Origin of the sequence: Neobacillus cucumis (assembly GCF_002860255.1) — a bacterium.
Classification (GTDB): Bacteria; Bacillota; Bacilli; order Bacillales; family Cytobacillaceae; genus Neobacillus; species Neobacillus cucumis_A.
This window is the reverse complement of record NZ_PGVE01000052.1, coordinates 12,283-35,583: the sequence shown is the minus strand read 5'-3', so window position 1 is coordinate 35,583 and position 23,301 is coordinate 12,283. Positions and strand designations below refer to the sequence as shown.

Genomic DNA, 23,301 nt, shown 5'->3' with positions numbered 1-23,301 from the left:
TATAAAATCATTTTTTCCATGAAGAAAGTCATTTAGAATAAAAACGCTGAAATTATTTAACTCATTAGAAAGGACAGCTAAAAATGCTGCCTTTTTTTGATAGTACAAAACTTACAATCCACCTAATTACCAATAGTAATATTTTCTGATTTTATTAATTGCTTCTTTTTCTTTAATAAAATCAAATAATAGAAAATGTAATAAGCAAACATAATGAGCAATAAACCCGCTGTCCAGGAATTCCCAACGGCAGCACTAAAATTTTGGGGTCCATTTGTTTGCTTTTGTGATACGCCAGAAGTCAGGATGCCCGATACGTACATCCGATAAAAACGGAAAATTAATCGAGCTAAAAAAAGAAAAGTAACTGTACTGCCAATCCATATGTTCGGGCGGTAGAAAAAGTTCTTTTCCCTCTTTTCAAAGGTCGTTAATGCGGCCCCATAGTAAGCAAGCAGAATCCCTACGATAATCCCTCCAATATCTGAAATTAAACTGATTGGATGTGAAAGTCCTCCTGCTAAAAAAGCCAGCCCGATAATGGAGAAGATAAACGTCCTAATCACCAGTTTCCTAGTGTTAAGTTCCTGCCAGCCAATATTTCGGCGAACCCTCCTATAGATGCCAAAAAGTACTAAGGCAATGATGATGACAATCGTATACAAGTGCTGTGTCAAGGTTATAACCTCCAGTTAAATTACTTATGATGATCAATCAATTTATTACATAAAATTTCCATATATATATTTTAGAACATGATTGCGTTATAAATAACTACAATTTTATCTAAGATTCAGAAAAAATAAGTATAATGAAACAAAGGGGTGATTTGGTTGAGTTTGAGTTTACGAGGACACCATTTGTTATGTGTTCATGGCTTTCGCGGGATGGGATATAGCCCGGATTTTGTTAAGAAAATGGGCGAAATTGTTGAGCAAATCAGAGATGATCAAATGGATTTTCCAATTAAAGTGGTGGCTGCATTAGATGATACTTGTTTCACATGCCCCCACAAAGGCAAAACGACTTGCGAAGCCAGCGTTGGTTCTAATGAACATGTTCTAACTATGGACCTTAACGTCATCCGTCATCTCGGTTTAATTGAAGGGGCTGTTTACAAAAAGTCCTATTTAGTTAAATTAACAGCCGAAAAAGTAGAACCGGATGATTTGGACTATATTTGTAAAGGCTGCTCCTGGCTTTCTTATGGAGTATGTAAAGAGGGAATTGCTGATGTTCGAGAAAAGTATTTAAAATAGTATTTTTAAACTGTGAGCTTACTAGAAGGGTATCACCGTTATCGGTATACCCTTCCGTTTTCTTATTAATAAAAAGGAATTTAGTTTAACTAATGCGCCCTTCTTCTTTTAATATCTGTTCAAAAGCCGCTACCACGTCTTTATCATAATGGGAGCCTGCTAATCTTCTTAGTTCATCGATTGCAATCTGTTCTCTAGAGCCCTTTCGATATACCCGGTCTTCAGTCATTGCATCAAATGTATCACTTACAGCAATAATTCTTGCCTCTAAAAGGATATCATCTCCACTTAATCCATACGGATATCCAGTTCCATTTATTCTTTCATGATGCTGTTCAATGATAGGAGCAATTTCATGATAATAAGAGTCCTTGACCATTTTTGCACCATCTATTGGGTGTTTTTTTATGATTTCAAATTCTTCATCCGTTAACCGGCCCGGTTTGTTTAAAATTTCTATAGGAACATGAATTTTTCCAATATCATGGAGGGTAGCAGCAACTGTTAAATTTTCCAGCTGTTCTTTACTTAGTTTTAATTTTTTTGCTATTTTCACAGAATAATTAGCAACGCGGTCATTATGCTTATGAGTGTACCTATCCTTTAATTCAACTTGTTTGGTAATTTCCATTAAAGAGGTTATGTCTTTACTAATATGAACAAAGGTTTGTTCAGTAAAAACACACAACAAGGTGACTTTCGACAGAGCCGTAAAATAGATGGGTTCTTTAAGACCTCTGGCAGAAAAGTAATCTTCGGGGCCTAGTCTATACTTTTTATTATCAGTTTCACACTCTACCTCTCCTGATAATATATAATAGAATTCCAATGACTTAGGATTATCGCTTGGATATACATAGAATAGCTTTCCTTCTTCAATGGATTGGTGTAATATCTCCACACCGTCTCCTCGAGAAATTAAGCTAAATTCTAAATTATTCTCAAAATTGACTGTTTCTAGAAAGTTCCCTTTAGTGCCAATCGTAAAGCCATCCATCCTATCCCACCTTACAACGAATAAAAACGAGCTCAAAAAAGAACTCGTTTTTATTGTACTACATATTTATTCTGAATAGTTAATTAAATTAACATCCTACCACCCTAATTGGATCAATCCATACCCACTTATCGGCAAAGCGTACAAGCTTCCAGCTGCACTCAGCTTGAACACCTTTTTCAGCCGCCTTTTTAATTGTTTCATTTGACATTTTAAGTGTTTCTTCATAAACATCGGCAATAATCTTATCTAAGTCCTTCGTAAACTTCTCTGTTTTTTCTTGGTACTTATCGGATTTTTCATTTAAATGATTATTTAGCTTTTCCATTTTTTCATCTAGCCTTTTAGTATCCTTAACTTCTCCGGAACCTATCTGGGCTGTAGCTTCGTCAATTTCCTGTTGGATTTCTGCCATTCTACTATTAATTTTTGTTTCTTGGTCGTTTAGCTTTTCTTCCATTTCAGTTAACTTCTGTTTTAATTCCTCTTGTTTTTTCAAGTCGTTTTTAGAGACTTCTAAATCTGATAATACCTTTTCTCTATCCTCTTTTAATTTGATTACTTGGTCTCCTTCTTCGATTTTACGAATATCAAGAACGTAATCAGCTTGTAACTTATTCGCTTTTTCTACAGCTTTTTCTATTTTCTCGTCAATTGCCTTGTTTGTTTTTTCGATTAATAGTAAAGCTTCTGGATTCTCATTATCTTCAGCAGCAAATGCAGGTGAACCTAATCCTAAAAATAGTGCCGCTGCGAACAAAATCGACAATACTTTTTTCATCTTCTTTTCTACACTCTCCCTTTTTACCTAAAAGTCGACGGCAAAAAAACACCTCTGAATATTATATCTACCATTATTATACAGAGACTTTTGTCCTATATCTATGTCTGTTTTTGTAATATTTTGTATTTTAATTTGTTTAAATTTATGTTCTAGTCATAAGATCTCCGTTAAAGAATCCCCCATTCTTTGTGAATGAGGGATTCAATTTTACCTATTTAGGTTACAAGCCTCCGCAGGATTGGTTCGACACCTTTGATTGCTTAGTTCGTGCTTCTTCAGCTTCTTTTGTAATGGATTCCAGACCATAACCAGTAGAGCTTATTTCTAACTTCTCTTCTTGATTGTTTTTAGATGCCGGATTTATATTTGGATCGAAGTTGTTTGTTTCCATGGGCCCTCCTAAAAAATGTGATATATAAATTATCTGCAAAACTTTGGGTTTTCATTATAAAAAAGAATAGGGGCAATCTTTTCTCAAAAAAATTGACAGTAAATTTACAATTCAATCATCTTCGGTTTACAAACCAGGACTATACTGTAGGTATTAAATAACTTATAAAGGAGTAGCCAAATGATCGAATTTTTTGTTCGTTTAATAATTCTGGTCCCTCTTTGCACCATTCTTTGTCCTTAAGGATTTAGGATCAACTATGCATTCCACTTTTTCCTGCCTGACTCTTCCAAGTTTTTTCATACCTAAAACAAGACCCTCAAAATAAATAAAACTTTTACCACCACAAAATTATCTAAATAGACAAGGACAAAAGCTGATAAACAATCATAAAATGTCAAAACACAGGCATAATTGAATATTTGTACTCATATACTTGTAAAACATTTTCACTGGAAAGGGGAATCTTGACCTATGGATATTTGCATTTCTTGTGGAAAAGAATTATCAATTATGGAGAGAAATAGGACCGAATGCTGGGAATGTCGAGATACAACAGTAGAAGCCTATACGGAAGAGGAATAAATAGACCTAATTATGATACGTACCTTTTGTATTATAGTAAAAGAAAGCCCAGTCCCTTACTACCTTAGGACTGGGCTTTATTGATTATAAAAAAAGCTGATAATAAGGATTATGAATATGGCATCAGTGTTAAACTAAGCGAGAGTAAATGGTACGAAAGAGTGGTGAAAGTATGGATTTTGCTCAAGCCCAGGATACACTGACAATATTCGAGTGGATTCTCCGAGCCGTGGTTGTTTTTCTCTTTTTACTTATAGTGGCTAAAGTTTTAGGACAGCGGGCTATCTCTCAATTAAGACTGCTGGATTTCGTGATCGCCTTAGTGATCGGAAATATTATTGCCCATCCCTTGTCGGATGATCATCTCAATTTAAAGGGTTCTATGACCACCACGATTGTATTAGTTGTATTATATCTTTGCGGAATTTTTCTGACGCTTAAATTCCCTTGGTTTAGAAGGCTGGTTAACCATGCTCCCATCACGCTCATTCAGGATGGAGAAATTATTTTTAAAGGATTAAAAAAGGCAAGAATTACCATAGATGCTTTATTAGAGGAATTACGGGAAGAAAAAGTGGGGGACTTAAAAAAAGTGGCTTTAGCTCTTTGGGAAGCTGATGGGAAAGTTTCAGTTTTTCTAGACCCAAAATACGAGCCGATTACCCCAGCGACTAATACTATGCAAACAGAACCATTTGAATTACCTAGAACGATAATTAAAGAAGGCAGGATCAATACAGAAGAGCTAAAACAGATACATAAGGACGAAAACTGGGTGATATCTTCTTTAGCACGTTCCTATCAAACAGAGGTTAAAGACGTCCTGCTAGCAACCCTTGATACAAAAGAAAACTTAAAAGTATTTTTATATAAGTGATTAAAAAACTGACTCAAAAATCATTTTGAGTCAGCCGCTATTTTATCCTCCTCCTTTTATTGCATGGGATTGGAGTAGTCATTAATTAATATTTGAACTTCGTCCGATTCGTGGATAATCCCAGGCCTTTCGACTGCACAAACAATTCCTCTGCGTTTAAACCCGGCTTTCACAAAACGAGTGGCGATTTTTTCATGACCTTCATAATATTTTTGTATTTCTTCTCCTGGCAAGGTACATGGCATATTTTCTCCCATACAAATTAATCCTGCTACACTTGGAAAAAGGATTCTTGAGCCTTGTGTAAGTTGGGTTAATCCCGGGAATCCCTTAACTAAGAGATTGGCCCCTAACCACTCCGGCAGGACCTTTTCTACTCCTAGTTCTTCAGCAATTTGACCCAATTCCTCTTCAGAAACAATCGTAATTTGCCGGCGGTTTAGGATCTCCGTTCCTCTTGGATACATCGGCTGCCTTGAATCTGCCTTACTTGTTATCCCAAAATGGCGGTCACCTCTTATCCCTCCGAATTCAAACAATGTTTTTGGAATCCGTCTTGTCACAAAGGTCTCTGGAAGATCTGCTATTAATAATGCTTGAATACTTGCTTGTGCTTTTTTCAAAAAATGAACCTCCATTGCTTTTTTGTAAATTTGTTATCTCTATTTTACCAGTTACGATTCCCTAAAACATGCCAATTGATTTTTTCATCCTTCTGCCAATACAATGAAACTATTATTAAAATAAAGCAAGTGAAGAGGAGTAAACCATGTACGTTTACCGCGATTATCCCGAATTTTCTTGGTCTAACTCCAGGCACAAGACCTTTTTAGAATGTGTACGGAAGTATTATCATCAATACTATGAATCTCATAATGGCTGGGAATATCAAGCACCAGAAGAAAACAAGGCGGCTTACCGGCTTAAGAATATCAAGAATATCCCTATTCTCTTAGGGGATGAAATTCATAAGGTCATTGATCAGCAGCTCAAAAATTTTCTAAACGGTAAAAGACTCTTTACTGAGAGTGAAATGGTCGATTTGGTAACGCGAAATCTCAATAAGGCCTATCTAGATTCAACTAAGTTTCGCCAGCATTGGTTCCAGAAGCCTAAGCGCTATCAAATGCTCCATGAGATTTATTATGGAAATGGACTTAGCCCTGATGAGATTACTTCTGCCAAAACAAAACTGCGGCTATGCGTAAACAACTTCTTCAGAAGTAAGACCTATCAGGATGTCTTTAACAAGTTAGAAATGCATGTCCTGCATTCAGAGGACTTTCAAACTTTTGAAGTAAATGGTGTGGATGTGTTTGTTGTTCTCGACTTTGTGTATAAGGATGTAAGTCAGGAAAAATGGATTGTGGCCGATTGGAAAACTGGTAAAGAATCGGAGGATGACCGAAAACAGCTGGCGTTCTATGCCCTCTTTCTTTCACAGCAGCACCATATTCCGATTGAAGACATCATCTTACGGAATGAATATTTGCTAACAGGTAAAAACCAGGAATATAAATTAACCCAATTCGAGATCGATGCTGCTCAAACATTAATGAATGAAAGCATCTATCACATGCTGGGCTATCTTGAAAATCCTGCTAGGAATAAGCCTGTCGCTATTGGCCATTTTGAGAAAAACCCATCGAACAAATGCCAACGCTGTAACTTCAAAGAAAAATGCGAAGTTTAAACTGCCGAAATAGTAATAATGGTGTCAGGCACCACAGAAATAAAATATCACCACATTCCGCATGTGGTGATTAATTTCTTGAATTTTATCTTATTTTTTTAATCTAAGTTTATAAAAGTCAGGGTCAGTGGCTTCTTTGCTAATATTCTTTAACATCTCTAAATCCTCATATACGGATACTACCCGTCCGATATAGTCATTCAGCTCACCTGTTGCCATGTAATAAACAAACTGTGGTGCTTGATTTGGCGGTACATCAATGTTTTGTTCAAATACCGTTTCGATATCGCTTAAATAGCGCTGGCCATCTTCCGTATATCTTTGATATCTAGTCATATCCGTGTCATTTAATCCCGGGTCTAGTGCAAACACTTGAATAGGAGTATTCTTTAATTCTTCAGATAGATTTTCAGTAAATCTAGCAATTGCTGTTTTCGAGGTTCCATATCCATTCCCATACTTAAAAGCCCCTATGGTTCCGCCGCCAACAATATTGATAATCCTTCCAAAGCCTTGGTTTAACATCATTGGGACTGCCGCTTGGATACAGTAAAAGGTTCCAAATAGGTTTGTGGTTACGTCATTGACCCAATCTTCTTGTTTTACTTCCCAAGTAGGGCCAATGGCCATGAATGCACCAGCATTATTAATCCAAACATCGATGTGTCCATATTCATTAAAAATATTTTCTACTACTTGTTTTACATCCATAGGTTTGGTTACATCCATAGAAACCATCTTATTTTCAGATGAAAAGTCTTTTAGTTCTCTTTCCACTTCTTTTAGTTTCTCAACATTTCTTCCTGTCCCAATTACTTTATAACCTTTTTCAGCAAAAAATAAAGCTGTATTCCGTCCAATCCCTCTCGTTGCACCTGTTACAACGACAACCTGCTTGTCTTCCATCTTTTTTCCCCTCCTGCACCAAACATTCAATTTCATTTTACTAAACCTATCCATACGAGAAAAGTATTATTTAATAAAAATATAAATTAATTAATATTAGACCTAACTATATTTCTGTAGTATAGTTTGAATTGTTAGAATAATATTTCAGCAGATTGCCACCTAAATCAACTGTATTGGAGGACCTGTAAATGCAATATCGACGTTTAGGCAATACCGGATTAAAGGTAAGTGAAATCAGTCTTGGAAGTTGGCTTACATATGGCGGATATGTTGAAGAACAAAATGCGGTTGCCTCTATTAATCAAGCCTATGAATTAGGTATTAATTTTTTTGATACCGCAAACGTTTACATGCGTGGTGAAGCCGAAAAAGTAGTTGGAAAAGCATTAAACAAATACCCAAGAAGCTCTTATGTCTTGGCCACAAAAGTTTTTGGAAATATGGGCGAAGGACCGAATGATCACGGTCTATCACGCAAGCATATTATGGAGCAATGTGATGCCAGCTTAAAGCGCCTTGGCATGGATTATATTGATATTTTTTATTGTCACCGCTTCCATCAAGAAACCCCACTGGAAGAAACATTGCGGGCGCTGGATGATCTTGTTCGTCAAGGAAAAGTACTTTACCTTGGCGTGAGTGAATGGACAGCTGAACAAATCACTGAGGCAGTTCATATTGCGGATAAAAAATTGCTGGACCGAATTGTTGTAAATCAGCCAAATTACAGTATGCTCCAACGGTATATTGAAAAGGAAGTACTTCCGGTAAGTGAAAAACATGGTATTGGACAAGTAGTCTTTTCTCCATTAGCACAAGGTGTGTTAACAGGTAAGTACAAAAAGGGTGAGCTGCCGCCAGCTGGAAGCCGTGCGGCACAAAAAGATATGAATTTATCTCATGTACTAACAGAGCAAAATTTAAATAAGGTAGAGCAGTTAAAGAAAATTGCAGCAGAAGAAAATTTAAGCTTAAGCCAGCTGGCGCTTGCCTGGATTTTAAGACAGCCGAATGTGGCCAGTGCTCTTATTGGAGCAAGCCATCCGGAACAACTTGTAGAAAATGTAAAGGCCTCTGGTGTGAAATTATCATCCGATAGTCTTGAACAAATTAACGAAATTTTAAATGCTTAAACGATATTAGAGGAAAAAATTAAAAGACCTAAAGAACTCAGGTGATGTGGTTCTTCAGGTCTTTTTCATCTTCATGCCTGCAAACCCTCACTTCAGTTTCCCAATTCATTCATAAAAGCGTGGAAAAGAAACATGCTAATAAAGAAACTATTGAATATTGAGGTGTAGGTATGCGACATAGGTTAATTTTCGGAATTTTTTCCTTAGGCTTAGGCATTATCTTGTTTGCTACAATTCGTCCCTTCTTTTTGGATAAAGGTGAACAGCGAAATTATACTGTCACCCGTACCGACAACACTGGCAGACCCATGCAGGTGCAAAATGTCCAGCAGCGTAATGGACAAATACAAAGGATTAATATGATTAAGACCAATCATCAGGTCGTCCACCAACTGAACAACAGCGCGGCTATAAAAGTTATTAAGCATAATAAGAAGGACAAAAGCCATTACTATGAAAATGAAATTGTTGTCAATTTTAAGACCGTCCCTTCACCAGAGAATATTAACCAATATCTACGAGATATTGACGGAATTCTTAAGGAAAACCATGAAACTCTTTATATTTTTAAATCCAACAGCAAAACAGCCAATGAACTTGAAAAGTACTTTATTAAATATCCATCTGTCGAATATGCAGAGCCACATTACATCTTTTTGCCAAACGAAGTAAACGACACTTACTATCAAAGCTATCAGTGGAATTTACCTGCAATTGGAACAGAACGAGGATGGGGTTTGACCCGCGGTTCTAAGAAGGTAAAAATTGCTGTAGTCGATACAGGTGTGGACCTAGACCATCCTGATCTAGTTCGCCGCTTAACAACAGGTTATAATGCCATTGATAATAGCAATAACCCTGATGATGATAATGGACATGGTTCGCATGTTGCCGGAATTATTGCAGCCGACACCAACAATGGTGTAGGTATGGCAGGGATTACTTGGTATAACCCCATTATTCCAGTAAAGGTAATGGGCGCTGATGGGACAGGCGGTTCCTTTTATGTTGCGAAGGGCATCCGCTGGGCAGTCGATCATGGTGCAGATGTAATTAACTTAAGCCTGGGTAACTATCAAACCTGTGATGTACTTGAAAGTGCGGTCGACTATGCCAATGAAAAAAATGTCGTGGTCATCTCTGCCGCTGGAAATGATAATACTAACCAGCGAAGCTATCCCGCTGCCTATGCTGGTGTCTTAGGGGTTGCTGCGGTGGATTGGGATGGAAACAGAGCAAAGTTTTCTAATTATGGCGATTATGTCGATGTAGCAGCACCTGGTGTGGATATACCGAGCACTTTTTCTAATGGAGAATATGCGGCACTTTCTGGAACCTCAATGGCCGCGCCACATGTTACGGCTTTAGCGGGTTTAATCCGCTCTATTAACCCTAAATTAAAAAATACAGAAGTTGTAAAAATCATTACCCGCAGTGCACAACCGGTGAACAAGCAAACCACACGAAGTCCTTACTTTGGGAATGGGATTATAAACAATGAAGCAGCCCTTCAAATGGCTGCTAAGAAAAAATAAGTTGTTATTGAAAAGGGCTCAGTTCAAGCGAGCCCTTTTTAATTGTATTTAGATATATTTAATCCACTGCCTTCTTGCCATTCTGCATAGAAGATTTCTTTATAACTATTAATGTTTTTTTGGATTAATTGTTTATTAAGCCATTCCTCATCTAATCCCGCTTGGGCAAGATTGTCATCGATTACTTTCCCATCCATGATAAGTGCGAATGGCAGGTTTACTTGTTTTACAGGAATATTTAAATCTTTCTTCGTTGGAGCCCCAAAATCATGTTTTGGAGCCACACTTATTTGTCCGTCCCGCTCTAAAATCACATATTCAGCTTCATATATGGAAAAATAACCTTTCTTTCTCAATAACTGTTGTAATTGATTTAAATCGACATGGTTCTTCTTTAAGTTTTTATAGAGAATTTGTCCATTCTTAATTAAAAGTGTTGGCTGGCCTTCAAAAATGGATCGCAGCCAAATGGACTTTTGAGTTAAGAACTCTACAATGTATATCAGCAGCCCCCAAATGACTACACTAAATATAATTTCTAATGAACCTATTTTATGATCAAATACGGCATCACCCACGATGTTCCCCAAAACTAATCCTGTTATAAAATCAAAAGGTGTAATCTGGGAAAATTGAATTTTACCCAGGAGCTTTAATACGACAAGAAGAGTCAAAAACCCTACAACTAATTCCAATGCTATTTCTAAGTACATACTTTTTCTCTCCTATTAGAAACAAATATAATAAACATCTTATATAGATTGTCACAATTTGTAAGATTTTATTATTAGTTCCTAAGTAATAGGGACGGTTCTCTTGCTTATTCGGAAGCAAGAGAACCGTCCCCATGTTTTAATATGGATCAGATGGATGTCCCATTTCTTCTGATTTTGTAACTGCTTTTTCCGTTTTTGTATCAGCATTTGTTACAGTCTGACTCAGACCTTCTCTCACTCTTTTCCCATATTCTTCATCACATTGTGTAAAGATTTCAACCATTTGATCTTGAATCTCTTTTCGGCAGGTCGATAATGCATCTACTAGATTAGAGATTAATTCGTTCCGCTCCCAATCGCTAAATCTCCGAAAGGTTTCGCCCGCTTGCCCAAAGTTGTTTTCACGAGAAATTTTTTCACGTGTCACCTTACCTTCCACGTATGGTTCGTGTTCCTTACCAGGATTTGGGGCTTCTTTTAATCCTCCCATAATAGACGGCTCGTAATTAACATGAGGATTTTTATGTTTGCCGATGTCGGTTCTATAATCCATCTGTCCGCCTTCTTGATTCGTAGCAACATGCTTCTTTGGACGATTAATCGGTAATTGCAGATAGTTTGAGCCTACACGATAACGCTGGGTATCGGAGTAGGAAAAGGTTCTTCCTTGAAGAAGTTTGTCATCAGAGAAATCCAGCCCATCAACGAGTACACCCGTGCCAAACGCCACTTGCTCCACTTCTGTAAAATAATTTTCTGGATTTTTATTTAAGACCATTTTTCCAACCTTATGCCATGGATAATCTTCTTTGTACCAAAGCTTTGTTGGATCAAGCGGATCAAAATCTAGTTCTGTATGCTCGCCATCTTCCATGATTTGAACATAGAGTTCCCATTCCGGATAATCACCGCGTACAATTGCCTTATACAAATCTAAGGTTGCATGATTAAAGTCTTTCTTTTGAATTTCATCTGCTTCTTTTTGCGTTAAGTTTTTTATTCCTTGAAGCGGTTCCCAATGGTATTTGACTAATACGGCTTTGCCTTCTTCATTAACCCATTTATAAGCATGAACGCCAGATCCTTGCATTTGCCGGTAGTTTGCTGGTATCCCCCATGGTGAAAAAACAAACGTCACCATATGAGCTGCTTCGGGACTTTGAGATAAAAAGTCAAACGTTCGTTCAGGATCAGCCACATTTGTAACAGGGTCTGGCCGGAAGGAATGGACCATGTCCGGGAATTTTAACGGGTCACGGATAAAGAAGATCTTCAAATTATTCCCTACCAAATCCCAGTTTCCATCCTCAGTATAAAATTTAATAGCAAAGCCTCGGGGGTCGCGTAATGTTTCCGGAGAATGACCGCCATGGACAACCGAAGAAAATCTTACGAAAACCGGTGTTTGTACCTCTGTGTTTGTAAACACTTTTGCCCTTGTATACTTTGAAATAGGCTCACCATTTACCGTACCATAGGACTGAAAATAACCATGTGCACCAGCACCGCGAGCATGAACAACACGCTCAGGTATTCTCTCACGGTCAAAGTGGGAGATTTTTTCTAAGAAATCATAGTTCTCTAATGTCGTAGGTCCTCTATTCCCTACAGTTCGAACACTTTGGTTGTTTGTAACAGGATGTCCCTGCTGGTTTGTTAACGTTTCTTCCGATTCATTTTGTGGATGGTGATTAATATTCATCTTACGCCTCCCTATTCATTCACAACAATAGGGATTTTTACCAAATATTATGGAATTATGTATCACAGTTAATATTTAAATAGTAAAAAGCAGACAGTAGTTGATACTGTCCGCTTCTCTTATGATTCACTCATTAAATTTTTCCACTCAATACGGTACAAGTCCCGCCTGCGGTCTTGTAATTGACGAACAGAACCAGATTTCTGTGATCGTCTCAGTTTTTCAATATCCACGTCACCCACGACCACAGTATCTATATTGGCGTCACATTCTCCCACAATCCCATCACGTGCAAACTCAAAATCCGAGGGGCTGAAGATTCCGGATTGTGCATACTGGATATCCATGTTTTTCACGTGAGTTAAGTTCCCCACAGTTCCAGCAATGCAGGTATATATTTGATTTTCGACAGCCCGTGCTTGGGCACAGTACCTCACACGTAAATAGCCTTGACGGTCATCGGTACAGAATGGAACAAAGATAATATTCGCTCCCATATCTACGGCCATACGTGCAAGTTCCGGGAATTCAATGTCATAACAGATAAGGATAGCAATTTTTCCACAATCCGTCTCAAACACATTAAATTCGTTCCCTTCCGAGATTCCCCACCATTTCCGTTCATTAGGAGTAATATGTAGCTTGAACTGCCTCTCGATCGTTCCGTCTCTTCTGAAAAGATAGGCAACATTATAAACATCACCATTCTCTTCAACGAAATGGGAGCCGCCGATAATATTAACGTTATATCGTACCGCAAGCTCAGTAAATAACTCGATATATTGATCTGTATAGGTTGCTAGCAGCCGTACGGCCTGGTCCGGTCTTTTTTCCTCTGAAAAAGACATCAGCTGCGTCGTAAAGATTTCAGGAAATACAGCAAAATCCGAACCAAAGTCTGCCGCAACGTTAACATAATACTCTACCTGGCGGGTGAACTCTTCAAAGCAGCCAATTTTCTTCATCATATATTGGATGGAGCAGATTCGGACAGGGGAGGCAGCTCTGTAGACACGCCGTGACTTGGAATGATAATCAATATTATTCCATTCCATAAGGGTTGCAAACGCCTGAGATGCCTTGTCATCTGGCAGGTATCTCGAATTAATTCGTTTAATGCTAAATCCCTGCAGGAGTTGGAAAGATAACACAGGGTCATAAATGCTGTGTTTTTCAACAGCATCTACATATTCACGTGCGGTCATTTGATCCTTGTATAAGTGATAATTAGGGATCCTTCCGCCAATGATAATACTTTGAAGATTTAACTGTCGTGCAAGCTCCTTCCGTGCCTCATATAGCCGTTGGCCTAACTTCATGCGGCGGTAATCAGGATGGACCATTACTTCAATACCATAAAGATTAAATCCATCAGGATCGTGATTAGTGATATACCCGTTGTCCGTAATGGTATTCCACGTGTGTTGGTCTTTGTATTCGTCAAAATTTATAATTAAACTTGAGCATGAGCCCACAATTTTGTCTTCAAATTCAACACAGAACTGGCCTTCAGGGAAAATACGGATATGACTTCGCAGCTGCTCGCGTTTCCACGGTTCCATGTTTGGGAAGCAAACCTTGCCTAGCTCTATAATCGAATCAATATCTTCCATCCGTATGTTACGGATAATGATTTTCTTTTCGTATTTAGAAACATCTGTTTCAGTCAAACTCTCACACCCTCTCTATATGTTACTTACCCTTATACTTTTAAAATAAACTATTCTCTATTTATAGTTCCCAATAAAATGCTTAATTACATATTCTTACTTATTTTTACCAAAGAAGGATTAACCGCCTGAAAAAGAGAATACACATTATAAGATAATTTTGAGGACGAAAGGATAACATAAATGGTTATTATCTTTTGGATTTTAGGATTACTTATTACTCTACTAGTTATTGCAACCCTTTCATCAATAGATAATCGGTTGAAAAAATTAAATGAGACTAATGAGAAAATTGTTGAGTTACTGACTAAGTTGAAAAGAGAGAAGTGAAAGTGAAATATAAGGGGAGTTGCTTGAGATGATTGAACTATGCTATTTTGAACGACCTGACTTTCAACAATTAATTAGTTGGATTGAATCACCTGAATTCCTTCTTCAATGGAGCGGACTTGCATTTGAATATCCCTTAACGGAAGAACAGCTGGAAAAATACTTAGAAAATGCTAATAAAGAAGGATCCACTACTTTGGTATTCAAAATAATGGATAGAGAAACTCGAGATGTCATAGGCCACATCTCATTAGGGAATATCGATCGAAAAAATAGTTCTGCAAGAATTGGTAAAGTGTTAGTGGGTGACCTAAATGTAAGAGGCAGAGGGATTGGTCAGCAAATGATAAAGGAAATTCTGAAGATTGCCTTTGATCAACTTCATCTGCATCGAGTCAGTCTGGGCGTGTTTGACTTTAACACTTCTGCCATTGCCTGCTACGAAAAAGCAGGTTTCATAAAAGAGGGTTTGCTTCGAGATTCTAGAAAGAATGGGGACGAATACTGGAGTTTATGGGAAATGAGTATGTTGGAAGATGAATGGCAGAACACGAAAAAATGACTTGGAAACTGTCCAGGTCATTTTTAAACTAATTTTTGAGATTTATTGCCCTTTACACTTTCAGTTAGCTCCACTACACCCCAACCCATGACAACATTCTTTTTCCAATTCTCAAACATTTTTGCCAGAGTATCCTTTTTGGTATTCATTTTTTCCATACGTGAAACACCCCTTATAATCGTTAGTTCCCAAAAATTTATTAAAAATAAACCATTTATGACAATTCCTTTGTAAGGATAAATGTTACGATAAAATTCACAATTCGTAAAATATTTTGTCAGAATAAATGCCATAACTTTTAGTTATAATGAATCTCAAAACAAAAGGACCCAGTGCATTGATTGCTGGATCCCTGTACTTACCGTTTCTCTTTAGTTAAAGACAATTCCCTTATTTTTTCAATCCAATCCTTGAAGCTCCCAAATTCATCTGAATCAAATCCAAAGTGTCCTTTTATCATCCGGACAAATTCCCCTTCATGATCATGAAAGACTCCATCTGAGTAGATTAATTGAAAGAGTTCAGTTAAAACAATATTTTTAGATCTTTCACTTTTGAAGGTGTTTAAAATATCTCCAAGAGCCTTACCTGTCGGTTTATAATCCTCAAGCTCCAATTCCTTCTGATACTTGTTCAGGATCGTGGTTTCAAATATAGATAAATTTCCATCAATGGACGCAATTAAAACGGCAAGTTCAAGGAAAGCGGTCTTTTCCTCTGGCTGAAGTTCTGCTAAAAACATCGCTACATCTCCTTTTCCTCTTTCATATATATACGGAAAAAAGTTGGACTAGGTTTCAACTTTTTAAAGGATTATACAGATTAGTGCTCACGGCCTATTCTAATAAATTGGTATAATTATGATTAGTTTATGCAGGTATCATGATAAAAGGAGATTAAATGATGGATAGAAATAAATTTTCAGCAATAGCCCATCGTAATCACGCATTTGCGAATCCTGTTCAAGAAGGTAAGCTCATGAAAATGATAGGAATGGCCACGCCCAAGCCTAAAGATTTAGTAATAGATATTGGCGCCGGTAAATGTGAATTGCTCATCCGGCTTGTGGAAAACTATCAGGTAAGGGGTAGGTAACACACTCCTGGGTTGTCCTGCATCCCCTTGATAAGGACATTTTTGAGATTCCCCATCCCGAAATACCCTTCATTTCCTGATAAGGGATATACGCCCTTTCCATTAGTCCCCCTCACTCACCTGTATACTCCCTACGAACAATCGCAATATTGTCATCATGACATTTCTTTGTAAAGTTCGAAGGAAAGGCCATTTCTTTTTCCAAAGCATTCAGTTCCTCGCGATCTTCTTTCGTCACAGCGCTAATCAAACGATTAAGATAATCCTGTGATAGCAATATTCGGCGATTAATCTCTTCTAGGTTAGCCGTTGTTTGCCCATGCCCTGGAACTAACACAGAAACCTTATGATTTAACAAAACTTTCTCTGCTTTCCGAAGCGTTTCCTCATAGGCTTTTGCACTATAATATATAAACGGCAGCTCAAAATCTGATAGGTAATCGCCAGCAATCCACAGCCCTAGCGGTTCTACCAACGTAAATAACCCGTCGTGTGTATGCCCTTGTGCTAGATAAAATTTCAATGCAGTCTCCCCTACTACCAACTGCTGCCCATCCTCACTAATCACGAAATCTACTTCCGGGAAGCCAATCTTATAGGGAGGGTGAATATAGTACTCATTATAGAATTGTTGAATCAATTCTAATTTTTGCCCTTTTGCAGGATGCTCTTGTAGTCCCTTACTTCCAATCACCTTTGCTCCTGGAAACGCATGATAACCGATGATATGATCAAAATCTCCATGTGTAAACAGCAAAAACACTTCTTTATCCCCTTGAACCCGGGCAACGTGATGCTTGATTTCTTCGATTTCATGCGGCAGCCAATTTGGATCTGTGACAAGTACGATATCCTTTGTCACTGCCACAGTACAAGTTGTTTGGAATAAGGCACTTTGAAAGACGGTTATGGACTCATTCTTAAATTGGATCATAGCTTCCCCTTCTCCCTAAGGAATTAATAATATTTTCCCTGTGCTCTTACGGCTTTCAAGATAGCGGTGTGCTTCCTTTCCATCCTGCAAATCAAATATTGCTGGCTCCGCTAAACGGACTTTCCCCTCTTCCATCCAGCCGAACAACTCCTTTGAACGAACGACCCGTCCCTCTCTCGTGGTAAGAACATTCCATAAATCTCCGCCAGTCAGAGTCTTGGACGTATCCATTAACATTCTTGGATCAACTGGTGCTGGGTCTCCTCCGGCCATACCATAAAAAACAACCGTTCCCCCAATACGAGTAACCTCAAAACTATCAGAAAGGGTTGACCCTACTGATTCATAGACCGCATCAACGCCTTTACCGCCAGTCACCTCAAGAATTTGCTTTTTCCAATCATCCTGATACAAAAATACTGTTTCTGCCCCTGCTTTTTTGGCTGCAGCCGCTTTTTCCAAGGATGAGGTTAATCCAATGACCTTGCCGCCAAGCAAGTTAACCATTTGAATTAAGAGCTGTCCGACACCTCCCGCAGCCGCATGAACCAATACGACATCATCCTTTTTCACAGCATAGCTGTCCCGTGTTAAATAGTGTGCAGTTAACCCTTGAAGCAAAACAGATGCCGCATCATTCAATGAGATTGGCTCTGGAACAGGAATCGCTTTTTCAAAAGGAACAGCGACCATTTCGGCATTCGCATATGGTACATCCGCAAAAGCAACTCGGTCGCCTTCCTTAATTCCCTTTACATTAGCTCCAAGTTCCACCACGATTCCGGCCCCTTCATAGCCAAGAATATAAGGAGGCTGCCCCGCCAAATGATAGTTTCCTTTTCTTCTGTATATATCAGCAAAGTTCAAGCCAATTGCTTTCATTTTTATTAAAATTTCATTAGGACCGATTACCGGTTTTTCAATATCAGTATATTCCAGTACTTCCGGTCCTCCAAATGTATTAAACACAAGTGCCTTCAACTGATTTCCCTCATTCACTTTAGTTTTTTTAAGTTAACTCTAATTATTTAGAATCACCGCTAAGAAAGCAAGTTACTAGTTGTGAGACTTTATAGTAACTGACTTTTAAAAGGCGGAGGAACACTTCCACCGCCTATAACACTATTTAAGGATACTTAATCTCCAGTTTACCTTCATGGCTTATTACCTCAACCAACTGATCAACAAACAAATATGGTGTATCGTATCGGTCTTGCTTTTTGATATCAACATAACTATTATTAGCAGTCAATACTGGAAACACCGCATTCGTCTTTTTAAATAAATTTTGGGTAACCTCTACTTCTGCCATTAAGATAATTTGTTTATTGGAAAGGGCAAAAAATAACTTCCCAATCTCGCGGTCATCCTCTACGATTTTCACCTGCTGCAGGAGAGAGATTAGGCAGGTCATTACATCATTCACCTGTTCGTTCGACAATCCAATTAATTCCGCAGCCGCCAACGCTTTATTTAGGCCATTCTTAATTTCTTTAAACGGGAATACATCTTCAATCCGGAAGGCTGATTTTGTTTTCCCAAGACTTTCAAACTTTTTCCTCGTTTCAGAAAGGTATTGTTTTACATAGCCTTGATGTTCTTCACGAAGGATCACAAAATCCATCAGTTCTTGCAAACTTCTAATCTCTTTACTTTGCTTGCGAATGGATAGCAAAAAACCATAAAGATCCTTCTCATCAAAGGTGTTTCCCACTATCTTTTCATAATAATAGTTCAATAATGATTGCTCTTTTTTATCCATTGTTGTCTCCTAATCATTTAATACCTCATCTATTGTACAATATAGGAGAACCATTCTACTAAGATTTCAAAAAATATTCATAGCAGGCAACACCCTCGACCTGCTTAAAATCTTCATTCATTTACGGAAGGGGGGCTGGTAGTTCTCTTTTATAAGTAAAACTTATCATAATTTATAATATTTATTAATTTTCTTTAATTAATCGTTTGAGTTATGATGGAATAAAGGTTAATTCAGGGCTATTTACCCAGGAACCAGGTGTGATTGGAGGTTTTAGCGATGAATTTACATGTATTAGCTTATGTATTACCTCTCTTATTTTTACTTTACCAATTGATTATTGATTTTATTGATTTGTTCCCCTTCAACGATGTCAGGTCCCGTGATAAAAGGCTCCGTAAATACGAGGTTTTAGGAAATTACCCACCATTAATTATCATTGCTTTATGTTTCTATTTTAACAACCAGTTTGCCTATTGGGTCGGACTTCTTTTAACATCCATTATCATGATCATGCACTTATTTACTTGGTGGTTTCCCTATTTTTTTGGATATCCTAATAATATCAGGACTGATTACGAGAAGTATTTCAAAAGAACTTTTAAGTTTTTACCGAAAATTAAAGATCACATTATCCCGGATGCAGAACATGTCGGAGTGGGAATTCTATTAACGATAACATTACTAGTTCAAATCATTTTTGTGAACCATTAGAACTATTGTGTTCCCCCTGAACAAATTGGTTTGGATGGGTATGAATGTTTTTCTGAAAAATCAGCCAAAAAACCCATCTATTCGTTCAGTATTTTTGATATAATTGTTGTAATCATTCCCCATAACTTCCTGCATAAAACCCACTAGAATGTAAACTATTTTTCACTAAAAGGAGGCTTCACTATGTACCAAATCAAAGGAAAAGAGAAAATATTTGTTTACACAGGTCCAGATGGATCAGGCCGTAAGACAATTGCGAAAATGGTCGCTACCGCGTTTGATATGGAAACTGTCATCTCTTACACTACCCGTTCCCCACGTCACTATGAAAAGAATGGTGAAGACTACCATTTTATCAGCGAAGAAGTCTTCAAACAGATGGAAACTAATCAGGAATTTCTTGAAAGTGTGGAGATTGATGGTATTCACTATGGAATTCGTGAACAAGACATTGTTGATGCCTTTAAAAATCACGATTATGTCTATTTAACCCTAAATCCTGAGGGTACGGAGAAGTTAAAGAAGATGTACGGTGATAATGTCGTTCGAATCTTTATTTTCGCTGACCGGGATACCGTTATCCAAAGACAGCATGATCGTCAAGATCCGGATGATGCCATTGAACGGCATATGACACATTACGATGAAACCATGAGCTACAAAACTAACTGTGAATATGCATATGAAAACTTTGATTCCCCACAAGTAGCGTATCAAATCAGCGAATTGATTGAGTCTTTTTTGGATCGAAATCTCACAGTTACTGATTATTAATTAGAGTTCCATGAAGGCAAACAGTGCTAAGCACTGTTTGCCTTTTTTTGTATGACTAGACAAAAGATAAGGAAACATGATATAGTTATCCAGGATAACTGTTACTATAGGTAACTAATTTAACTAACTTAGAATGACCTTAGGACCCACTTAACACAAAGATAGTGTCTCCATATTGATTAATAAAAAGAGGTGTTGACCATTAAAACTTCCCAAAAATTCTTTCATCAATTACTTATGCTCTATCGGCCGTTTGAAAATAGACTAAATGTTCATCTTGCCGAACATCAGCTTTATCGAGCTCAATGGACGATTTTGTACTACTTAGCCAATAAAGGGCCCGCTACACTTGTAGAGGTTTCACAGTATATGGGGGTTGAAAAGCCTACGGTTACAAGAACGATGAGCCGTTTAGAGGAACTAGGGTATGTCGAGCATGTTCCCGGCAAGGACAAACGGGAAAAAAGAATGCAGCTATCAGTTGTTGGCAAACAGGTTTATACAGATGTACGTGTAACAATTGATCAATTCGAACAAGAAATTTTAGAAGGGATCACAGAGCAGGAACAAATAGAGATGATTCGGATCATGGAGAATATACGGAATAATATTACAAAGTAAGGGGTTAATAATGTGAATTCATCTAGATTATGGACAAAAGATTTTATTATTGTCTCAGGCATTAACTTTTTAATTAACCTAGTATTTTATCTTTTGATTGTCATTATCGGGGAGTATGCTGTAGATCAGTTTCATGCATCGACAAGTCAGGCGGGCCTGGTGACAGGAATCTTTATCATCGGTTCGTTAATCGGAAGACTTTTTACTGGCCGCTTTATCGAGTCGCTTGGCCGTAGAAAAACCTTATTTATTGGTCTAGTCTTTTTTATTTTAACGACGATGCTTTATTTAATCAGTTCTAATATCGGCATCATGCTGACTACACGTTTATTGCATGGTGTAGCCGCAGGTATCGTAGGGACAGCTACGGGTACAGTTGCGGCGCAAATTATACCGGCTGCCCGGAAAGCTGAGGGAATTGGTTACTTTAGCATGAGTACGACCCTTGCTACAGCAGTTGGTCCGTTTGTCGGCCTTTATATGACACAGCATACTACTTTCCAAATGATTTTTGTTTTTTCGGTTGTTTTAGGTATTATTAGTTTCATTACTTCATTATTTGTTTATGTACCGGCTGTTACAATAACAGCAAAACAGCCAACGTCCGAAACAAAAAGCTTCAAGCTTTCAAATTTTATAGAGCCAAAGGCCGTACCGATTGCAATTATCACACTGGTTATCTCTTTTTGTTATTCAAGTGTTCTTTCATTTATTAAATTCTATGCGAATGAAATTAACCTAGTTAGTGCCGCAAGCTTTTTCTTCCTAGTTTATTCGGTCGCGGTTTTATTCTCTCGTCCCTTTACAGGACGCTTGATGGATTCGAAAGGCGCGAACTATATTATGTATCCTGGCTTTTTCATTTTAGCTGGCGGTATGGTGCTGCTAAGTTCCGTTAACTCGGGGTTGATGTTACTTATGGCCGGTGCCCTTATTGGTCTTGGCTTTGGTAATATGCAATCGAGCACACAAGCCATCGCCGTAAAGTTAACACCGCCGCATCGAATGGGACTGGCTACGTCTACTTTCTTTATTGCTCTTGATGCAGGATTAGGCTTTGGACCTTATATTCTTGGTTTCATCATTCCAGGAACAGGTTATCGATCATTGTATGTGATCCTTGGAATAGTTGTCCTCCTATCAACTGTCCTTTACTATTTTTTACATGGCAAAAAAGAACGTGGTATAAGAGCAAATCTGAATACGGCTGCATAAACTATGCAAGAGGCGGACTTTCGCCTCTTATTTTTATAGAAAGTATTCTAGGCTATTGTTCTTGACTTGCATAAGACCTGCTTGTAGAAAATAAGATAAAAAATAAGCATCCTAAATAAAGGGGTTGTTTCAAATGGCGATTCTTAATAAAATTGCGTTGTTTTTTGTCATTTTGTATTCAGTTATTATCTTGATAAATACCTATTTAGGAGAAAGTGAACGGCTTCAATCAAATGTTATGGTTTTATTGATGAATGGATTCGCTTATATTGTATCGGCCTTGGAAGTGGAAAAAGAAAAACAAATTGTTTTAGAAACCTAATTTTGTCGTAGCACGCAATCAAGTTATTTTTAATTAAACGTTTGTTTAGTTTAGCTCCAATATTAATTAAACGTTTGATTAAATTATTAAAACTCCTGATATATTAAGGACTGATAACTAGTCAATTAAACGTTTGATTAATTATAAAAAGGCGCCTCCACCTTTTAGGTGGAAGGCGCCCTTTTATTTGGACTTTTTTAACCTGTAGAGAGTTTTATTTTTTCCCTTATCGACGAGAGGTACTTTCTCACATTTCCAAGCATCGGCTTATCCTGTGGATCCTGGTCAATAATAGGTTCATTTCTTTCTTGATCAGTTACATTGACCGCTTCGTCCATTAGTTCTTGAGAGTAAATCCGTCTACCCGCTATTATGCTTCGAATAGAATCTGCTAACTCTTCACTGGGACCATCTTTTAATAAATATCCTCTAACATCAGCCTGTATGGCCCTGTACCAATAGCCTTTCCTGGCAAAAGTGGTTAAAATGATCACCTTACAATCCAGCGGCTTAATCATTTCGGCTGCTTCTAGACCGCTTTTTACAGGCATCTCGATATCCATCAGACAAACATCGGGGTGTAGATGATGGACTAGCCGAATGGCCTCTTCCCCATCTGCCGCAAGTCCAACTACTTCCATGTCATCTTCCAAATTGAGGAGGGAACCAATTGCCTCTAACAGCATTTCTTGATCTTCTGCTATTACAATTCGAATCATAT

At 37.8% G+C, this 23,301-nt stretch carries 27 protein-coding genes; 12 read left to right on the top strand and 15 right to left on the bottom strand.

All coding sequences use genetic code 11. The features are described from left to right. Positions 1-122: 122 nt before the first annotated feature. Positions 123-677, bottom strand: coding sequence for a DUF1453 family protein (locus CVD27_RS13490; protein ID WP_101648430.1), 555 nt, complete (start codon positions 675-677; stop codon positions 123-125). A 210-nt stretch (positions 678-887) separates the two neighbouring features. Here CVD27_RS13490 and CVD27_RS13485 point away from each other — a divergent pair, with 210 nt between their 5' ends. Further along, positions 888-1,259, top strand: coding sequence for a DUF1284 domain-containing protein (locus tag CVD27_RS13485; RefSeq protein ID WP_101648530.1), 372 nt, complete (start codon positions 888-890; stop codon positions 1,257-1,259). A gap of 85 nt (positions 1,260-1,344) precedes the next feature. Here CVD27_RS13485 and CVD27_RS13480 read toward each other — a convergent pair whose 3' ends face one another. From CVD27_RS13480 to CVD27_RS28130, 3 genes are all read right to left on the bottom strand, one after another. Continuing rightward, positions 1,345-2,256 (bottom strand): HD domain-containing phosphohydrolase, encoded by a 912-nt coding sequence (locus CVD27_RS13480; protein WP_101648429.1) that lies wholly within the window; start codon positions 2,254-2,256, stop codon positions 1,345-1,347. A gap of 88 nt (positions 2,257-2,344) precedes the next feature. Next, positions 2,345-3,037 carry a hypothetical protein gene (locus tag CVD27_RS13475; protein WP_101648428.1) on the bottom strand — a complete coding sequence of 231 codons (693 nt, stop codon included), beginning with the start codon at positions 3,035-3,037 and terminating at the stop codon, positions 2,345-2,347. Positions 3,038-3,260: 223 nt separating this feature from the next. Next, positions 3,261-3,431 (bottom strand): hypothetical protein, encoded by a 171-nt coding sequence (locus CVD27_RS28130; protein ID WP_180960274.1) that lies wholly within the window; start codon positions 3,429-3,431, stop codon positions 3,261-3,263. A gap of 757 nt (positions 3,432-4,188) precedes the next feature. Between CVD27_RS28130 and CVD27_RS13470 the strand changes: the two genes are divergently transcribed. Next, the gene (locus CVD27_RS13470) at positions 4,189-4,893 is read left to right on the top strand and encodes a DUF421 domain-containing protein (RefSeq protein WP_101648427.1); all 705 of its coding nucleotides are present in this window, start codon (positions 4,189-4,191) and stop codon (positions 4,891-4,893) included. 56 nt (positions 4,894-4,949) lie between these two features. Here the strand turns inward: CVD27_RS13470 and CVD27_RS13465 are convergent, their stop codons facing one another. Then, the gene (locus CVD27_RS13465) at positions 4,950-5,516 is read right to left on the bottom strand and encodes an MOSC domain-containing protein (protein ID WP_257984356.1); all 567 of its coding nucleotides are present in this window, start codon (positions 5,514-5,516) and stop codon (positions 4,950-4,952) included. Between the two features lie 146 nt (positions 5,517-5,662). Here CVD27_RS13465 and CVD27_RS13460 point away from each other — a divergent pair, with 146 nt between their 5' ends. Next, a complete protein-coding gene (locus CVD27_RS13460) occupies positions 5,663-6,586 on the top strand; it encodes a PD-(D/E)XK nuclease family protein (RefSeq protein WP_101648425.1) in 924 nt (307 codons plus the stop codon). A 90-nt stretch (positions 6,587-6,676) separates the two neighbouring features. Here CVD27_RS13460 and CVD27_RS13455 read toward each other — a convergent pair whose 3' ends face one another. Continuing rightward, the gene (locus CVD27_RS13455; RefSeq protein ID WP_180960273.1) at positions 6,677-7,492 is read right to left on the bottom strand and encodes an SDR family oxidoreductase; all 816 of its coding nucleotides are present in this window, start codon (positions 7,490-7,492) and stop codon (positions 6,677-6,679) included. A 191-nt stretch (positions 7,493-7,683) separates the two neighbouring features. Between CVD27_RS13455 and CVD27_RS13450 the strand changes: the two genes are divergently transcribed. Both CVD27_RS13450 and CVD27_RS13445 read left to right on the top strand, forming a co-directional pair. Further along, entirely contained in the window at positions 7,684-8,628 is a 945-nt protein-coding gene (locus CVD27_RS13450; RefSeq protein WP_101648423.1) for an aldo/keto reductase family protein, read from the top strand. A gap of 170 nt (positions 8,629-8,798) precedes the next feature. Then, positions 8,799-10,163, top strand: coding sequence for a S8 family peptidase (locus tag CVD27_RS13445; protein WP_101648422.1), 1,365 nt, complete (start codon positions 8,799-8,801; stop codon positions 10,161-10,163). Between the two features lie 38 nt (positions 10,164-10,201). On the opposite strand, the gene CVD27_RS13440 is transcribed toward CVD27_RS13445, so the two are convergent. The 3 genes from CVD27_RS13440 to CVD27_RS13430 form a co-directional block, all read right to left on the bottom strand. Continuing rightward, positions 10,202-10,876 (bottom strand): DUF421 domain-containing protein, encoded by a 675-nt coding sequence (locus CVD27_RS13440; protein WP_101648421.1) that lies wholly within the window; start codon positions 10,874-10,876, stop codon positions 10,202-10,204. A gap of 139 nt (positions 10,877-11,015) precedes the next feature. Continuing rightward, positions 11,016-12,581 carry a catalase gene (locus tag CVD27_RS13435; RefSeq protein WP_101648420.1) on the bottom strand — a complete coding sequence of 522 codons (1,566 nt, stop codon included), beginning with the start codon at positions 12,579-12,581 and terminating at the stop codon, positions 11,016-11,018. A gap of 119 nt (positions 12,582-12,700) precedes the next feature. After that, on the bottom strand, positions 12,701-14,251 hold the full coding sequence (locus tag CVD27_RS13430) for a bifunctional GNAT family N-acetyltransferase/carbon-nitrogen hydrolase family protein (RefSeq protein ID WP_101648419.1): 1,551 nt from the start codon (positions 14,249-14,251) through the stop codon (positions 12,701-12,703). Positions 14,252-14,609: 358 nt separating this feature from the next. Here CVD27_RS13430 and CVD27_RS13425 point away from each other — a divergent pair, with 358 nt between their 5' ends. Next, on the top strand, positions 14,610-15,143 hold the full coding sequence (locus CVD27_RS13425; protein ID WP_101648418.1) for a GNAT family N-acetyltransferase: 534 nt from the start codon (positions 14,610-14,612) through the stop codon (positions 15,141-15,143). A 23-nt stretch (positions 15,144-15,166) separates the two neighbouring features. On the opposite strand, the gene CVD27_RS28125 is transcribed toward CVD27_RS13425, so the two are convergent. Further along, the gene (locus tag CVD27_RS28125) at positions 15,167-15,436 is read right to left on the bottom strand and encodes a hypothetical protein (protein ID WP_180960272.1); all 270 of its coding nucleotides are present in this window, start codon (positions 15,434-15,436) and stop codon (positions 15,167-15,169) included. A 65-nt stretch (positions 15,437-15,501) separates the two neighbouring features. Next, positions 15,502-15,885 (bottom strand): TerB family tellurite resistance protein, encoded by a 384-nt coding sequence (locus tag CVD27_RS13420; RefSeq protein ID WP_101648417.1) that lies wholly within the window; start codon positions 15,883-15,885, stop codon positions 15,502-15,504. Positions 15,886-16,046: 161 nt separating this feature from the next. Here CVD27_RS13420 and CVD27_RS13415 point away from each other — a divergent pair, with 161 nt between their 5' ends. Next, complete coding sequence (locus tag CVD27_RS13415; protein WP_101648416.1) at positions 16,047-16,238, top strand: hypothetical protein; 192 nt, start codon at positions 16,047-16,049, stop codon at positions 16,236-16,238. A 112-nt stretch (positions 16,239-16,350) separates the two neighbouring features. Here the strand turns inward: CVD27_RS13415 and CVD27_RS13410 are convergent, their stop codons facing one another. From CVD27_RS13410 to CVD27_RS13400, 3 genes are all read right to left on the bottom strand, one after another. Next, positions 16,351-17,172 (bottom strand): MBL fold metallo-hydrolase, encoded by an 822-nt coding sequence (locus CVD27_RS13410; protein WP_101648415.1) that lies wholly within the window; start codon positions 17,170-17,172, stop codon positions 16,351-16,353. Between the two features lie 15 nt (positions 17,173-17,187). Further along, positions 17,188-18,153 carry a quinone oxidoreductase family protein gene (locus CVD27_RS13405; RefSeq protein ID WP_101648414.1) on the bottom strand — a complete coding sequence of 322 codons (966 nt, stop codon included), beginning with the start codon at positions 18,151-18,153 and terminating at the stop codon, positions 17,188-17,190. Positions 18,154-18,298: 145 nt separating this feature from the next. Continuing rightward, the gene (locus CVD27_RS13400) at positions 18,299-18,934 is read right to left on the bottom strand and encodes a hypothetical protein (RefSeq protein ID WP_101648413.1); all 636 of its coding nucleotides are present in this window, start codon (positions 18,932-18,934) and stop codon (positions 18,299-18,301) included. A 279-nt stretch (positions 18,935-19,213) separates the two neighbouring features. On the opposite strand from CVD27_RS13400, the gene CVD27_RS28505 reads away from it, so the two are divergent. The 5 genes from CVD27_RS28505 (at position 19,214) to CVD27_RS13375 (ending at position 22,580) form a co-directional block, all read left to right on the top strand. Continuing rightward, positions 19,214-19,648, top strand: a complete 435-nt coding sequence (locus CVD27_RS28505; protein ID WP_219621310.1) for a hypothetical protein — start codon at positions 19,214-19,216, stop codon at positions 19,646-19,648. A gap of 183 nt (positions 19,649-19,831) precedes the next feature. After that, positions 19,832-20,422: a guanylate kinase gene (locus tag CVD27_RS13390; protein WP_101648412.1), complete on the top strand. Its 591-nt coding sequence runs from the start codon at positions 19,832-19,834 to the stop codon at positions 20,420-20,422. 201 nt (positions 20,423-20,623) lie between these two features. Continuing rightward, entirely contained in the window at positions 20,624-21,043 is a 420-nt protein-coding gene (locus tag CVD27_RS13385) for a MarR family winged helix-turn-helix transcriptional regulator (protein ID WP_257984361.1), read from the top strand. Between the two features lie 12 nt (positions 21,044-21,055). Next, complete coding sequence (locus CVD27_RS13380; RefSeq protein WP_101648411.1) at positions 21,056-22,258, top strand: MFS transporter; 1,203 nt, start codon at positions 21,056-21,058, stop codon at positions 22,256-22,258. Between the two features lie 133 nt (positions 22,259-22,391). Continuing rightward, positions 22,392-22,580, top strand: coding sequence for a hypothetical protein (locus tag CVD27_RS13375; RefSeq protein ID WP_101648410.1), 189 nt, complete (start codon positions 22,392-22,394; stop codon positions 22,578-22,580). Positions 22,581-22,777: 197 nt separating this feature from the next. Here CVD27_RS13375 and CVD27_RS13370 read toward each other — a convergent pair whose 3' ends face one another. After that, positions 22,778-23,299 (bottom strand): response regulator, encoded by a 522-nt coding sequence (locus CVD27_RS13370; RefSeq protein WP_101648409.1) that lies wholly within the window; start codon positions 23,297-23,299, stop codon positions 22,778-22,780. Positions 23,300-23,301: the final 2 nt, after the last annotated feature.